Here is a 15,599-nt window from a genome sequence, read left to right as displayed (position 1 = left end):
ATGCTGTTCCCGGTTCCCTTGATCACCGGCGTAAGTATTAGTAACTGAACCATTAAAACCCTGGATCAAAGATGAATGATGAGATCACAATGGCAGAAAGTTGGTCGAACCGGATAATGGACTTCGCCATGGAGTACGGACCTAAAGCGATCGGAGCATTGCTCGTGTTCTGGATCGGAAGCATGGTCATCGGTATGCTCTCCAGAATGTTCACCAAGATCATGGTGAAACGCGGGGTTGAACCTACGTTGCAGCGTTTCTTGAGCAGCTTGGTATCCGTTGGACTTCGTATCCTATTGTTCGTTACCGTTATCGGTATGTTGGGTGTACAGACAACGAGCTTCATAGCTATCCTTGGTGCTGCAGGCCTTGCTATTGGATTGGCCTTACAAGGAACACTTGCCAACTTCGCAGGTGGGACGCTCATCCTGTTATTCAAACCTTACAAAGTAGGCGACCTCATCGAAGCACAAGGTGCATTGGGCCATGTGAAAGAGATCCAGATCTTCACGACCACCTTGATCACGCCAGAGAATAAGTTGACCATTGTCCCAAATGGCGTAATGGCCAATGGAACGATTGTGAACTACACTGCTGAAGGTAAGATCCGTGTGGACCTCACCGTACGCATAAGCTATACCAGTAACATCGCTACAGCGAAGCAGGCCCTGATGAAGGTAATGCATGACCAACCATTGGTGCTAAAGGATCCCTCACCGTTCGTTGGTGTAGTGAACCTGAACGAAAGCTCTGTGGATCTGGCCGTTCGTCCGCATTGTGCACCAGAACATTATTGGGATGTGTATTTCACCACGTTGGAGAGCTGTAAGGTCGCATTGGATGAAGCAGGGATAAGTATCCCATTTCCACAGCGTGATGTGCACATGATACCCGTGAAGTAAGCACCGAAATGAACTCAAAACCAAGCGTGTACTTTTGCGCGCCCCAAAAACCAGGACACAACGCTAAATCTTTAACCCGAATGAAACTTAGATCAACACTCCTACGTGTGACATTGCTAAACGTAGCCCTTGCGGTGGGTGGCATAATGAACGCACAGACCGATATTACGGATGCTGCACTTGCAGCCCGTCCTATTGATACCATTCCTGATGGATGGACCAAAAGTGGTGTCTTCAACATCAATCTGACCCAGGTCAATCTGACCAATTGGGCCGCAGGTGGGTTCAACACCGTAAGCGGTATTGCCATGTTCAATGGTGCTGCAAATCGCAAGAAAGGGCGTACCAATTGGGATAATAGCTTGGTGCTTGCTTTCGGCGGTCAGCAGATCAACAATGGCGACCCGGTTAAGACCGATGACCGTATTGAATTGAACTCCAAATACGGCTATGCCTTGAAACCCAAATGGTATTTGGCAGGCGTTTTCCAGTTCAAGACCCAATTCACCGAAGGTTTTGATGCCGATATGAACCGTATTTCCAATTTCTTGGCACCTGGTTATACATTGCTTGGTGTAGGTGCAGAGTATCGACCTAACGACAACTTCAGCGTGTTCCTATCGCCGGCCACGGCCCGCTTGGTCATTATGAACGACAAGAAATTGTTCGGAGGCAGTACGGATCCGGAACTACGCGTTTACGGCGTGAAGAATGGCAGCACCACGGAATTCGAGTTGGGTGGATACATCCGCGCCATGTACAAGACGAAGTTCTCTGAGAATTTCACCTTCATGACCCGCGGCGACCTTTTCAGCAACTACTTGCGTAACCCTCAGAACATGGATGTTACCTGGGAAACCTTGTGGACCCTACAGATCAACAAGTGGTTCGCAGCAACGTTTAATACGCTGTTGTTGTATGATCATGACACCAACTTGACCAAGACCGATAAGGATGATATCGAGTACACCGGTCCAGGAACGCAGTTCAAGCAAACGCTTGGAATCGGATTGACATTCAATCTTTGATCCTTTACCGGACAATCAATTGGGGCTGCCTTCGGGTGGCCCTTTTTGTTATGCGTATTGCTTACGTGTTTGACCTACGCTTCCTTCGGAAAAGGAATACAATACAAGAGATCAAGGTGAGCATGAATAACAGGGTCGTACCGATCGTGATCAAAAGGAGCCAGTGTTCAACCTGATGAGATCCGGCAGTAATAGGTTCAGGATCCATTCCGACGATAGCACAAAAATTCCTGTAAAGACCAGGAACAGGAGCACGTGCTGTAAAATGATCCTCTTCATTCAACGAGGTTCCAGTTCAGATAGAATTGGATCGAACTATTCAGATCAGCGATTCCCCAATATCCGGATCGGTTCCACCATTCCATACTGCACAGGGTTCGCATCTCTACGGTACACCTCCATCCCGCGGACCCGGATCGGGCCTTTCGTACGGTTGTGAACATAGGCACGCGCAACTACCGATGTTCCGGGGCCAGCGTTCCTAATGGACCCTACAACTACAAGTGGTACCCGGCCATTGATCGGCAGCATTGACTTCAGTTCGCCAGTTCTGTAAAATACGGTGCTGTCGTCCCGCACAAATTCGAAGGCCACGGCAACATCGCTGTCGCCATCCACACTATCCATTTCCAGTATCACTTCGAGCTCATCATCACGCACACTGTTGAGCCAATGGCCACTTAACTCGATCAGAATGCCGTATTCGCGATCGGTGAGATCCCAAAACGGTAAGGACTCCTCATCGTAAGCCACTGGAACATCTGAATTGATCTGCCACTTATAGCCTCGTATCATGTTGCGATCATCAGGAATAGCTTGGCCGGGATGAATGGATGTACGGAAATTACGATCATTCAAAGTTCCTTGATCGGATGGTCTTGATCGTTGGAACAGAAAGGTTTGTCCTTCCATGTAGTCATGGCGTTCAACCATGCTCGGGAAATAATACTGGATCCGTGCTAACTGCTCTGAAGGTGCGCCATTGCTGAAACCGTAGAACACGGTATTTACGCTGGGGTTGCGAAGAAGGCTGTCCAACTGTGGTCGCTCCGGGTCCATTCGCATCTGAACGTGGGGCATCGCTTTTGGATCAATGTTCCAAAGCCTCTCATAGAACGCGATCACTTCATTCGGTGCATCAACAATGGCGAGTTGGTCGTTCTCGTGTGCGGTTATTACGCCTTGTACGATGGCTTCATATTTCGAAGCATAGAACAGGTCGAAGTGATGCCGTTCCTTGATCAACGTTACTGTGGAAACGGTTGCTAGTAGGGCGCAGAGCGCAATGGTGATCCACTTGTTCAAGTTGCCAAGTCCCTGTAAAAGCAAAAGCATCATGTACGGAAAACTGAAAAGAACCAACGAATACTGTATAACTGGCGCATGCCAAATGCTATATGCTAACCCGATCGCCAACGGCATGATGCCCCAAAATGCTAGTACCCAATTCAGAGGACCTTTAACGTATCTGATCCGTGTTCCACGTCCGATCGCTGTTATGATGAGCGCGATCAAAACCAAGGCGAATGCCATGGAGCAATGGGCTACCCACCATGCATAGTCCAAGATCCAGTTCCGATCAGGTACAGCAAGCCATTCACTGAGACCGCCTTGCCCAAGCTGATGCAGAAATATGGGGATGTTGGGCAGGTATCCGATGATCGCGATGCCACACACGATCAAATAGTGCTTTCGTTGTTCGTTCCGGATCAATAAAAAACCGGAAACCACCATCAGCATAGCGAGCAGCATTGAGAAGTGATGCGTGTATGCACTAAGCAACGCAGCAACACCAATACCGATCAACGCGCTAACACGGCCATTGGCCAAATACCGGGTCAATTGGTCTGCCAGTATTGCGGTGGTGAAGAATCCGATCGCATAAGGGCGTGCGATCTGGGCATACATCACGGTATATTGAAGTGTGGCAAGAAGGGCCAATAAGACCAAGGCGACAGAGGACGTTGTCCATGCTTGCACAAACCGAAAAAGAAAGAACAGAGCTATTAGTGCTAGTAGGGTGAACGGAAGTTTCACAACATGCTCCTCCATCCCGAAAAGTCCTGTCCAGACCCATTCGAAGACCTGCACACCCGGTGGATGGGTATCCAGGTCCATAACACCGTGTTGCACGGTTTCGGTCAGCGAAGGATAAATGCGCACCAACGCACTGATCTCATCATGCGTGTACGGTATGCTCGTGTAATTCCAGAAGCGGAGTATTGCCGCAACAACGAAAAGACAAATGAATGTCCAACGCACCCAACCGGCACCGGGAAAGGCAGCGGTTCCGTACCTTGCGATGTGCTCCCGCCAGTGCATCAATCGCGTTCCATATCGCGTTGTAGGTCCTTGGCCTTTAAACTCTCGCGCTTGTCGAACATTTTCTTGCCCTTCGCCAATGCGATCTCAATTTTGGCAATGCCGTTAGGAGCAATGAAAAGTCGGGTAGGGATGATCGTCATACCCACATCCTTAAGCTTCTTTTTCAACTTCGCCAATTCCGCGGCATGCAAAAGCAATTTGCGATCGCGCTTAGGCTCGTGTACGAAATGTATGTTGGTGCCATATTGATTTATCTGCATGTTCCGGATAACCAATTCGTTCCCCAAGAACGCACAGAACGCCTCGCTGATACTGGCACCTCCTGCCCGAATGCTCTTTATCTCAGAGCCCATCAAAATGACGCCGCACTCATACGTATCGAGCAAGTGATACTCGAAACCCGCTTTACGGTTCTTTACGTCGATCTTAGGACTGGCCATAGCGGCGCGAAACTACGGAGACCTTGGTTGATCATTGCTGGTTGTTAGTCGACATCAAGGAATGGTACGTTTCCCAATAAGATCGTTTCACAAGGAAGCCACGGATCTACACCAACTAAGAACAACCAAGATCTAACAACTATCAACCCAAAGCCACATCCAGGATCATCATCACCAGAAAGCCTCCGATGAAACCAAGTGTTGCAACATCCGTGTAGTTGTCCTGCTGTGTTTCCGGGATCACTTCTTCTACGACCACATAGATCATGGCACCTGCGGCAAAGGCCAACGCATAGGGGAGAACGGGCTGCATCCAGATCACGGCCAACGCGCCGATCACACCGGCTATCGGCTCTACGATCGCGCTGAGCTGGCCGTACCAGAAGCTTCTCCTCCGGCTTACACCTAATCGGCGTAACGGCATGCTCACGGCAATTCCCTCAGGAAAATTCTGGAGCCCGATACCAATCGCTAGCGCCACCGCACCACCAATTGTCGCTTCTGGCATTCCCGCCGCTACGCCACCGAACAACACGCCAACAGCCAGACCTTCCGGAATGTTGTGTAGGGTTATTGCCAATATCAATAGGGTAGTGCTACGCCATTCCGTTTTCGGGCCTTCGCTGTTCTTCGGATCGAAGTTGATATGTAGATGGGGCACATATTTATCCAACACGAACAGGAACATGGCACCTGCTGCAAATCCGATGGCCGGTGGAAGCCACTTGATCATGCCTAGGCGCTCACTGATCTCAATGCTAGGTGCCAACAAGCTCCAGAAGCTGGCTGCGATCATCACGCCTCCGGTAAAGCCGAGCATACCATCGAGCCACCTGCGGCTCAGGGTCTTGAAGAAGAAAACGATCGAGGCACCAGCTGCCGTGACCAACCAAGTGAACATGGTAGCTAGGAACGCAGCTAATACCGGATCGATGCTCTCAAAATATTCAATGATCGTTCTCATCTTGATTTACGCTTTGGCGGGCTCTACTTGAAGTTGATCGGCCACCAATGCGCTCAAGGTGTAGGTTGGTCCTTGTTTGCTCCGCAATTCCACACTCCCATCAAAGGCCAATTGCGCTTCTATTTGAAAGACCATTCCGATCCCTATACCTTTTTGGTCCAATAAGTTCAATAAAGGATCGCTCGGGTCCTTAACCGCAGCTATTCGAACGCGATCACCAATAGCGCATTCGGTCAATGACTTTACGGTCCGGCTTTTCACTTTTCCATTACGGTCCGGTATAGGGTCGCCGTGCGGATCGAAACTCGGATTACCCAAATAATCATCCAAACTGTTGGTCAGTTTATCGCTGCTCACATGTTCCATTTGTTCGGCCACTACGTGTACCTCATCCCAACCGAATCCTAGTCGCTCTACCAAGAATGTTTCCCATAGCCGATGTTTACGTACCAATTTCAATGCCGCCACATTGCCTTTTGCTGTTAGCTGCACTCCATGGTACGGTTGATGCTTCATCAGCCCCTTTTCAGCAAGCTTCTTCAACATTACGGTAACACTACTTGCCTTGATGCCAAGGCGCTCTGCAACATCAGTAGTGCTTGCACTTTGTCCTTTTTGCAACAAGGCATGCACGGCTTTGATATGGTCTTCTTCGCTACGGCTCAACATTTTGTTCCTGGTACGAAGATAGTAATTGTTACTTGTCTCTAAATATATTTAGTTTCAGCTAAATTTTAAGTTAGCTTTGACGCATGATGTTTCGCTGGCTGGCTATTCTCTCGGTCATGACCTTGCAGTTGGGCTCTTTCGCACAGGATATTTCCATTCGTGGAAGATTCGTCTCTAAGGGAAGTGCCGTGCCATACGCCAGCGTTGCTCTGAAGGGCTCTTCTCAAGGGACATCTTCCGATATGAATGGCCATTTCATGATCGAACTGGAACTTCCGGGAAACTATGTTCTGGTTGCAACTGGGCTGGGCTTCGTGAGGAAGGAGATCTCCTTCAAGGCCACTTCTGATGCGATGGATCTTGGTGATATCGAACTCGTGGGGGATATCAACGGTCTCGAAGAAGTCGTCATTACAGGTACCATGCGTGAAGTTTCGCGCAGCGATAGTCCGGTTTCGGTTGAGGTGATCACTCCGGCCTTGTTCCGTAAAAACCCCAGCCCATCATTGTTCGATGCTGTTGGCATGGTGAACGGTGTGCGACCGCAGATCAATTGCAGCGTATGCAACACTGGAGATATCCACATCAACGGTATGGAGGGCCCATATACGATGGTGTTGATCGATGGTATGCCGATCGTAAGTGGGCTGAGCACCGTGTACGGCCTTAGCGGGATCCCGACCAGTTTGGTTGAGCGCGTCGAGATCGTTAAAGGTCCAGGTTCTTCTTTGTATGGTAGCGAGGCAATGGGTGGCTTGGTGAACGTGATCACGAAGGACCCGGTACTAGCACCACGCGCTGTTGTGGACCTTATGGCAACTACCTACCAAGAGTACAATGCGGATATTGGTTTGCGGTTTGGTCAAAAGAAGGTAAGCGATCTATTGGGTGTTAGCGTGTTCAATTACTCAGTTCCAGTGGATCACAATAACGACGGCTTTACCGATGTAACACTGCAAGAAAGGGTTTCCTTATTCAACAAATTCACCGTTCGTAGACCTGACAGTAAAGTGGCAAGTATTGCCGTTCGTTATGTGCACGAAGATCGGTGGGGCGGTGACATGAAGTGGACTCCGGCCTTTGCAGGTAGTGATAGTTTGTACGGCGAGAACATCGCCACACGCAGATGGGAAGTGATCGGTCAGTATCAACTCCCAGTACCCGGAAATTTGACCGCACAATTAAGTGCAAATGGACATCAGCAGCGATCCTTCTATGGAACTACACCGTACGATGCCGACCAACGCGTATTCTTCGCACAACTTTATGGTAGCAAGCGTTTCGGAGCACGACATGATGCCCTATACGGCTTGGCCTATCGTTACACATGGTATGATGACAACACTATAGGGACTGCTCGGTACGAAGGCGAAGTGAGACACAATGCACCACAGATCTTACCGCTCCCTGGCCTTTTCTTGCAAGATGAATGGAGCGTGACGGAAACCCACAAATTATTGCTCGGTTATCGTGTTGACCATGATCGGAATCATGGATTGGTGCAAAGCCCTCGCATTGCCTATAAATGGGCCCCAAATGGCCGCTGGGCTGTTCGCGCCAACTTCGGAACCGGCTATCGTGTGGTGAATTTGTTCACAGAGGAGCACGCAGCGCTTACCGGTTCACGCCAAGTATTGATAGAAGGCGATCTGTTGCCGGAGCGTTCATTGAACGGAACGCTGAATATCATACGAAAATGGCCTGGTGAAAAACGCTTCTTTGGTTTAGATGGGTCCTTGTTCTACACCCATTTCAGCAATCGCATTCTGCCGGATTACACTACTGATCAAGATCAGATCATATACCGGAACCTCAATGGTCATGGCACTTCGCGCGGTGCAAGTTTGAACCTCGAAGCACGCATCGGGAACCCATTGCGCGTTATTGCTGGTGCCACGTGGATGCAGGTCTTTACAGTACAAGACGGAATTAGTTCCACCCAATACTTTGCACCTGAATGGTCAGGAACCATCACAGCGAGCTATGAATTCCCAAAGCAATGGACCGCCGACCTGACCGGACAATGGTACGGACCCATGCGGTTACCGATCCAAACCAACGACTTTCGCCCGGAATACTCACCAACCTATGCATTGATCAACTTACAGGTGACGCACAAATTCAATGACCGTTTCGAATGTTATGGTGGTGTGAAGAACATGCTGAACTTCATGCCGAGGGATCCGTTGATGCGTCCATCCGATCCGTTCGATCGTAACGCGAACGACCCTAGTACAAACCCCAACGGATACACATTCGATACGAGCTATATGTACGCACCAGTGCAGGGTGCGCGCGGATTTATTGGGGTACGATGGGCGTTGAATTGAGGAAGTGAAGACCTGAATTCAACCGAACCGGTCGCGCTACCTTCGCGCCTTCGATGTATCGCTTTATTCGACCATTACTATTTCAATTCTCCCCGGAGAGAGCTCACAGGCTTACGTTTTCATTGCTCGAAGCTGTTAAACTCATTCCCGGTGCATTAGGGCTTTTTGGCGGGAAGCGCCCTCCGGCGAATGCTTCACTTGAATTGATGGGGCTTCGGTTTCCGGGACCAGTTGGTCTGGCAGCAGGAATGGATAAGAATGCGGAACATGTGGATGCGTTAGGTCGCATCGGGTTCGGTTTTGTGGAGATCGGTACTGTTACACCGAAGGCGCAGCCCGGTAACCCAGAACCCCGCTTATTCAGATTGAAACCGGATAGGGCATTGATCAACCGTATGGGCTTCAATAATGAAGGTGTAGAAGCAGCGGTTGCGCGCTTGAAACAGCGCAAACCTGGCATTATTGTCGGAGGCAACATCGGTAAGAACAAGGACACACCTAACGAGGAAGCGATCAACGACTATGTGATCTGTTTCAAAGCGCTGTATTCAGTTGTGGACTATTTCGTAGTAAACGTGAGTAGTCCGAATACACCCGGTCTACGTGCGTTGCAGGAAAAAGGACCGTTGTTGGAGATCTTAAGCGCATTAAAAGATCAGAGGATCAGAATATCAGCCCCTGATGATCGCCTCGCGCTCTCTGGGGTGACTGAAGAGAAAATGCCCGTGCGTCCGATTTTATTGAAGATAGCACCGGATCTTACAGATGAGCAGTTGGATGATATTGTAGCCGTGGTGAAAGAAAGTGGTATTGAAGGAGTGGTAGCGACGAACACGACCATTTCTCGCAATGACCTTATTACCCCGAAAGCCGATGTGGAAGCCATGGGCGCAGGTGGTGTGAGTGGCTCTCCGGTACGGACACGATCCACTGAGGTTGTGCGCTATCTGCGTGTTCGACTTCCAAGACCGGTCGTGATCATTGGTGTTGGGGGCATCGATAATGCAGAAGCGGCCATGGAAAAGTTCGAAGCCGGTGCAGACCTCGTTCAGGTTTATACAGGGCTTGTTTATGAAGGCCCGGCATTGTTAAAGCAGATCAATAAGGTGTACGTGAAATGGAAAAAGTAAAACTGATCGAATGCCCTCGGGATGCCATGCAAGGCATCCACGAATTCATTCCCACAGATGTGAAAGTGGACTATTTGAACGGCTTATTGAAGGTGGGATTCGATACGATCGACATAGGTAGTTTCGTAAGTCCCAAGGCGATCCCGCAGATGGCCGATACCGCGGAAGTGTTGGAACGGGTCGATCTGGAGAATTCCAAAAGCAAATTGCTCGTGATCGTTGCTAATGAACGTGGAGCAGAGGATGCTGCGAAGCAAGAGCGAGTAAATTATCTGGGTTATCCGTTCAGCATCAGTGAGACTTTCCAACAGCGCAATACCAATACCAGCATCGAAGGTTCTTGGGTTCGAACGGCTGCCATAGCGGAAATAGCGCGCAAGGCCAATAAGGAGTTGATAGTCTACATCAGCATGGCGTTCGGAAATCCGTATGGGGATCAATGGGATGCTGAGATCGCAATTCACTGGACCGATCGTTTGGTGAATGAGCTAGGGGTTCGAATAATAGCATTGAGCGATACGGTAGGCATTGCAAGCCCGGATGCCATTCACGCAATGTTCACCTCATTGATCCCGGAACTACCGCTGGTTGAATTCGGAGCTCACCTTCACGCACGCTTAGATAACTGGAAACCGAAAGTGGACGCTGCGTGGAATGCCGGATGCCGACGGTTTGATGGTGCTCTGAAAGGATATGGTGGATGCCCAATGGCCGATGATGACCTTGTAGGGAATCTCGCAATGGAACTGTTCGTGGGTGACCTGGAAAGCCGCGGAGTCATTACCGGACTGGACCTCGATCTATTGGCACGGTCGGTCGAAAAAGCGGGTAGGGTGTTCCCAGCATGAAGCTGGTCAGCCTTTCTGTAGCTCTAGAACAGTGATCTCCGGTGGCATACCCACGCGACCCGGGAAGCCGATAAAACCGAACCCTCGGTTCACGTAGAGTTTCTGATCTCCTTCCGAATAAAGCCCTGCCCATTGCTTGTAGACCCATTGCGCAGGACTATAGGTCTTGGACCCGATCTTAACCCCCAATTGCGCTCCATGCGTATGGCCGCTCAGCATCAGGTCTATACCAGTTCCCATTACTTGAGCATCCCAGTGGGTGGGATCGTGGCTTAATAATATGCGGAACGGATAATGTTCAGACCCCTTGATGGTTTTGCCCAGATCACCGTATTTCTGAAAACTCTTACCCCAATTCTGTACCCCAAGCAAGCCGATCTGTTCACCCTGCATTTCCAATGGAAGGTTCTCGTCAAGCATTAACCGGAAACCCATTTCCTTATGGATCATTTTCAACCGATCCAAATTGGCAGCCTTGGCCTCTGCGCTTTCCCAGTTGGTGTAATCGCTGTAGTCATGGTTCCCTAGAATGGAGAATTTCCCGATCCGTGCTTTCAATTCACCGATCGCCTCAATGAACGGTTCAGCTTCCGTTGCATAATCATTTACCAGATCACCAGTGAAAATGATCAGATCCGGATGTTGTTCATTGATCAATTCCACACCATTGCGGACCATTGAAAGATCATTACCGTAGCTACCCAAATGCATGTCACTGATCTGCACGATCTTAACACCGGCGAACGCTGATGGAAGGTTTTTGGACCGGATAGGCACGTGAGAGACATTGAACGTCCTTCTTCCCTTGGTTACGCCATAAAGAACACCTGCGAATGGAACCGTTGCCACGATCAATCCCAATTGGCTCAAAAAGCGCACCCGCCCGATCGATTCTCCTTTTGATAGGACCGGTCCGGGCGTCAATTTTGATATGCCCAAGAGTCCCACATTAAGCAGGTCATCCAACGCTTGGAAGATCACAATGACCAACTTGGGTAGAAAGAAAAGCAGGAAAAGCGCCACCAATGAGAATAAGTAGCTATGATCCCGACGAACGTTGCTGAAGCTGAACATGGTCCACACCAGCATAGCGAACATGCCAAGCGATATCGCCCAATAAATGAACCGAACCATCCGTCGGATCGTGACCGAGTGATTGCCCAAAGCAGTATTTACACCCCGGTATGCATAGAGATCGATCAAGAACAATACCACCAAAAAAATACCGAAATTGCGAACCGCTTGTGGGGACATGGTGTAAAGGTAAAGTGATGCTCCATGATTCAAGGACGCATGAATAACTTTAACCCCTATCGTGGAGTTGCCCTGATGAATATCGTGAAACAGCTAGTTCTGATAACATTTTTGTACCTGGTCACAAGCAGTGGCATAAGTGCTCAGACTACGTGGCGAAAAGCATACGGTGCATTTGCTGACGAAGAATGCAGCGCCATTCGCAAGATCGGCACCAATGAATTCATTGCCGTGGGATCCACTGGCAGTTTTGGAAATGGTTCGGCAGATATTTATGTCGTGCGTTTGGGGAATTCGGGAGAGATGGTCTGGTCGGTTGCAGTTGGGAATGCGGGGATAGAGCACGCAACTGACGCCATTGTTACGGTTGATGATTTCATCTACATAACTGGCTACACCAATAGTTCCGGTGAAGGGGGATACGATGGGTATTTGGCTAAGCTGGATGGTTCGGGAAATATCCTTTGGGAAAAAACCTATGGTGGAAGCGATTGGGATTTTTTCAATGATGTAGCTCTGCTCCCGGACGGAGGGCTTGTTCTGACGGGCACTACATATAGTTACGGGAATGTGAGCGGTGCGTTATGGCACGTTCGAGTGGATGGCAATGGCGAACTGATCTGGTCTAATTTATTTAGCGGACCTACTGCACGGGAAGGATCATCGTCAAAACCTACTGCCGATGGAGGATTCATTCTGGCGGGTTCGGTCATTTCAGCAAGTGGAGATAAGGATGCGCTCCTTGTGAAACTGGACGCTGCTGGAAACGAAGTGTGGTTGAATAGTTATGGGGGAGATAGCCTTGATATTGCATACGATGTAATACAAACTGCGGATGGTGGATATTCCATGGTAGGGTCAACCCATAGCTATTCAGTGTGGACAGAAGCTTTTCACGTGCGAACCGATGCGAATGGTTCCGAACAATGGCATAAGAACTGGGGGCAGATCAACGATCAGGAAAGCTTTGAGCATTACGAGCTGCCTAATGGCGATTTTATTCAAGTAGGATATACCAAGACCACAGGAGGCGGTGGAAAGGATATGTTCATGTTGATGAGTTACTGGAATGGGGATTTTCAATTCGGTCGAACATTCGGTGGGTTCGGTGATGATTCTGGGGCAACTATTGCGCTACTCAATGATGGATTCATATGCGGTGGGTGGACAGAATCATACGGTGCAGGTGGGAAAGACATGTTCATAGTTCGGACCGACCTGAATGGCACAACGCAGTTTGAAACCGTTCAATCAAATTTCGACCCCCTTCCGGTCGAGGAGCAACCGAGCACAGCCATAGCTATCGGACCAAACCCCAATTCCGGCTCATTCCATTATTCAGGTCACCATAATTATATCAGTTGGACATTGGCCAATATGCATGGTCAGATCGTTGATACGGGCGCCATACAGGACAATGAACAGGTTACAACTTCGGTCGGTGACGGCATCTACATGCTTGGGACCATGGATCGATCAGGAAGTTTCAGTTATTCCCGCCTCGTAATCATCCACCCCTGAAGCGCCTCACTTCCATAGTTCCGAGCAGCTTGTTCATTGCGATCGGACATTTGCTCTTTCTGGGTCTTTTCTTACTTGCATACAAGTATTTCATGGTGCGTTGTATCCATGTGGATTCTGCCTATCAGATCTTCAAATGGGTGAACAATAGTGGTGTGGAAGTAGAAGTTCACCGCTTTAGTGCCGTGTTCCCACAGTTGATCGTAAAATTGCTCCGTGCGTTCAATGTGGACCTGAATAGGCTACTGATCGTCGCGTCGCTGGCACATGTGCTTGTGCCATACACGATCTTCATCGTACTTGCTCACTTGTGGAGAATGCCTTGGTTAGCGGTGGGGTGTGCGTTGGCAGCAGTACTCTGTACACGACTTACATTTTACGGTATTGTGCTGGAGGCAAACTACCTCCTTTGCTATCCAATTTTGTTCGCTGGAGCATTGTTAGGGCCATACCAACGTCAGCGCAGTTCAGTAAACGGAGCCATGGTTCTGGGCGCATTGGTGCTGGTATTAACTGTTCACCCAGTGGGATTCTTGATCGCACTTTTTATTCTAGCGCTTTTCTTTCCGTTGCTTACCTCGGCGCGCAAGACCGTTCTACTTCTCGGTGCATTATGTATTCTCTGGGGTGCTTTTTCTCGTGTAGTACTCCCACCGTCCAGTTATGAAACAGAGCTGTATTCCTCAGCTGGTCAAGGATTGAGCCATTTAAGTGACCTGCTGGAACTACCAGCGTCACAATTCCTGGTGGGGCATTCTTGGCAGTTGACAACCCACTATTTAGCCACTTGGATTTTGCTCTCCATATTGATCGGCATTCTCGCATATTCTAAAAAATGGTACACGCTTCTAGTGGTCGTCGGGTCGATCATAGGTTATGTACTGCTCAACGTATTGACGTACTCCGTTGGTGAAGCTGCCATGATGATGGAAAAGAATTTTCTGCCGTTGGCGACGCTCATATCACTACCCCTTATGATGGCGTTGGGTGTAAGCACTGAGCGCTATCAGCGATGGGCCGTTCTGCCATTCCTGGTCGTCCTATTCATTCAGTTCCGTGGGATCGCCTTCGCGTCTCGGCCCGCCCATGAACGCTTCGATCTGATACATGATCTGGTAGGAGAGGTCCGAGAGAAAGGCATTCGCAACGCCATCGTATCTGGAGCCGAGTTGGATCATGCCGGGTTGCATATCCATTGGGCACTCGCTTATGAAACATTGCTCTTGAGCGCAGTCGATGGGCCTAATGAATGTGTCATTGTGCATACCGATAAGACCTTATCAGGAAATAAGAAGCGTGACATATCTTTGTTGGATCTTGAGCCTTCCTATTCTATCGGATCGCTTCGGCAACAGTACTTCAGAATAGTTGATACCCACCCTGAACGCCTCTCCCCAGCGTTGTTGAACACCGATGAATGAAGGAAAGTTACGTTGTAGACCTATTGTTCGCCATTCATGGCGCGGCCGGCATAATTGCGCTGATAGTAGCTCCAGTTGCCATGTATGTTGCAAAAGGAAGCAACCAGCATAGACTTTGGGGTAAGCTGTTCTTTTATTCCATGGTGCTGGTCACTTTTACTGCCATCATTCTGAGCATTCTCCGCCCCAACTTGGTCATGGCAATGTTGGCCATATTCAGCTTTCACCTCGTTGCGTCGGGGTATCGTTCGTTGTACCACAAAAAGCTTCATGAAGGGCAGCGAGCCGGTCGTTTGGATTGGATCCTTCAAGGCGTGGCAGGCCTGTTCAATGTTGCGCTTTTTCTTTGGGGAGCCGCGCACACGATCTTTAATGACAGCGACAAAAGAGGTTGGATATTCCTCATCTTCGGTGCTATTGGAATTTTATTGGTTGTAAAGAACACGAGCCGCTTCTTCAAGAAAAGTCACGATAAGCAGGAATGGCTCTATGGACACATGACCGGATTCTTGGCCGGATACATTGCAACATTGTCTGCTTTTAGTGTTGTGAATATGGAATTCATAGAACCAAGTTGGCTGCGATGGATATGGCCTACGCTGATCGGTGCACCACTAATTATGCTCTGGGTCCGGTATTATAGAGCGCGCTTTGTAAATGGGCGCAGGCCAAAACATATAATGGACGTGCGGATCAAAAGTTATCGGTCGTAGTCATTCACTGAGGTTGATCAGCGCCTTAACTCCCTGATCCGGTACATTTGGCGA

13 protein-coding genes are annotated in these 15,599 nt (G+C 49.3%); 8 read left to right on the top strand and 5 right to left on the bottom strand.

What is annotated here, in order from left to right; genetic code table 11:
• The first annotated feature begins 89 nt into the window (after nt 1-89).
• Both IPF95_14685 and IPF95_14680 read left to right on the top strand, forming a co-directional pair.
• Entirely contained in the window at nt 90-902 is an 813-nt protein-coding gene (locus IPF95_14685; protein MBK6475934.1) for a mechanosensitive ion channel, read from the top strand.
• A gap of 107 nt (nt 903-1,009) precedes the next feature.
• Entirely contained in the window at nt 1,010-1,930 is a 921-nt protein-coding gene (locus IPF95_14680) for a DUF3078 domain-containing protein (protein ID MBK6475933.1), read from the top strand.
• A gap of 324 nt (nt 1,931-2,254) precedes the next feature.
• Here the strand turns inward: IPF95_14680 and IPF95_14675 are convergent, their stop codons facing one another.
• From IPF95_14675 to IPF95_14660, 4 genes are all read right to left on the bottom strand, one after another.
• Nucleotides 2,255-4,252 (bottom strand): glycosyltransferase family 39 protein, encoded by a 1,998-nt coding sequence (locus IPF95_14675; GenBank protein ID MBK6475932.1) that lies wholly within the window; start codon nt 4,250-4,252, stop codon nt 2,255-2,257.
• On the bottom strand, nt 4,252-4,695 hold the full coding sequence (gene smpB, locus IPF95_14670) for an SsrA-binding protein SmpB (GenBank protein MBK6475931.1): 444 nt from the start codon (nt 4,693-4,695) through the stop codon (nt 4,252-4,254). Before smpB ends, IPF95_14675 begins: the two co-directional genes overlap by 1 nt.
• Before the next feature lie 142 nt (nt 4,696-4,837).
• The gene (locus IPF95_14665) at nt 4,838-5,659 is read right to left on the bottom strand and encodes a ZIP family metal transporter (GenBank protein MBK6475930.1); all 822 of its coding nucleotides are present in this window, start codon (nt 5,657-5,659) and stop codon (nt 4,838-4,840) included.
• 6 nt (nt 5,660-5,665) lie between these two features.
• Entirely contained in the window at nt 5,666-6,328 is a 663-nt protein-coding gene (locus IPF95_14660) for a metal-dependent transcriptional regulator (GenBank protein ID MBK6475929.1), read from the bottom strand.
• A gap of 86 nt (nt 6,329-6,414) precedes the next feature.
• Here IPF95_14660 and IPF95_14655 point away from each other — a divergent pair, with 86 nt between their 5' ends.
• From IPF95_14655 to IPF95_14645, 3 genes are read left to right on the top strand one after another with little or no spacing between them, the layout of a single operon-like run.
• A complete protein-coding gene (locus IPF95_14655) occupies nt 6,415-8,658 on the top strand; it encodes a TonB-dependent receptor (protein MBK6475928.1) in 2,244 nt (747 codons plus the stop codon).
• Between the two features lie 53 nt (nt 8,659-8,711).
• The gene (locus tag IPF95_14650) at nt 8,712-9,788 is read left to right on the top strand and encodes a quinone-dependent dihydroorotate dehydrogenase (GenBank protein ID MBK6475927.1); all 1,077 of its coding nucleotides are present in this window, start codon (nt 8,712-8,714) and stop codon (nt 9,786-9,788) included.
• A complete protein-coding gene (locus tag IPF95_14645; protein MBK6475926.1) occupies nt 9,776-10,636 on the top strand; it encodes a hydroxymethylglutaryl-CoA lyase in 861 nt (286 codons plus the stop codon). Before IPF95_14650 ends, IPF95_14645 begins: the two co-directional genes overlap by 13 nt.
• A gap of 6 nt (nt 10,637-10,642) precedes the next feature.
• On the opposite strand, the gene IPF95_14640 is transcribed toward IPF95_14645, so the two are convergent.
• On the bottom strand, nt 10,643-11,890 hold the full coding sequence (locus tag IPF95_14640; protein ID MBK6475925.1) for a metallophosphoesterase: 1,248 nt from the start codon (nt 11,888-11,890) through the stop codon (nt 10,643-10,645).
• A 39-nt stretch (nt 11,891-11,929) separates the two neighbouring features.
• On the opposite strand from IPF95_14640, the gene IPF95_14635 reads away from it, so the two are divergent.
• The 3 genes from IPF95_14635 to IPF95_14625 are packed head-to-tail and all read left to right on the top strand — an operon-like array spanning nt 11,930 to nt 15,545.
• On the top strand, nt 11,930-13,411 hold the full coding sequence (locus tag IPF95_14635; protein ID MBK6475924.1) for a hypothetical protein: 1,482 nt from the start codon (nt 11,930-11,932) through the stop codon (nt 13,409-13,411).
• Between the two features lie 29 nt (nt 13,412-13,440).
• Entirely contained in the window at nt 13,441-14,832 is a 1,392-nt protein-coding gene (locus IPF95_14630; protein ID MBK6475923.1) for a hypothetical protein, read from the top strand.
• The gene (locus IPF95_14625) at nt 14,829-15,545 is read left to right on the top strand and encodes a hypothetical protein (protein MBK6475922.1); all 717 of its coding nucleotides are present in this window, start codon (nt 14,829-14,831) and stop codon (nt 15,543-15,545) included. Before IPF95_14630 ends, IPF95_14625 begins: the two co-directional genes overlap by 4 nt.
• Nucleotides 15,546-15,599: the final 54 nt, after the last annotated feature.

Source organism: Flavobacteriales bacterium (assembly GCA_016704485.1).
Classification (GTDB): domain Bacteria; phylum Bacteroidota; class Bacteroidia; order Flavobacteriales_F; family PHOS-HE28; genus PHOS-HE28.
The sequence above is the reverse complement of the archived record's forward strand: the minus strand, read 5'-3'. Positions and strand labels throughout refer to the sequence as shown.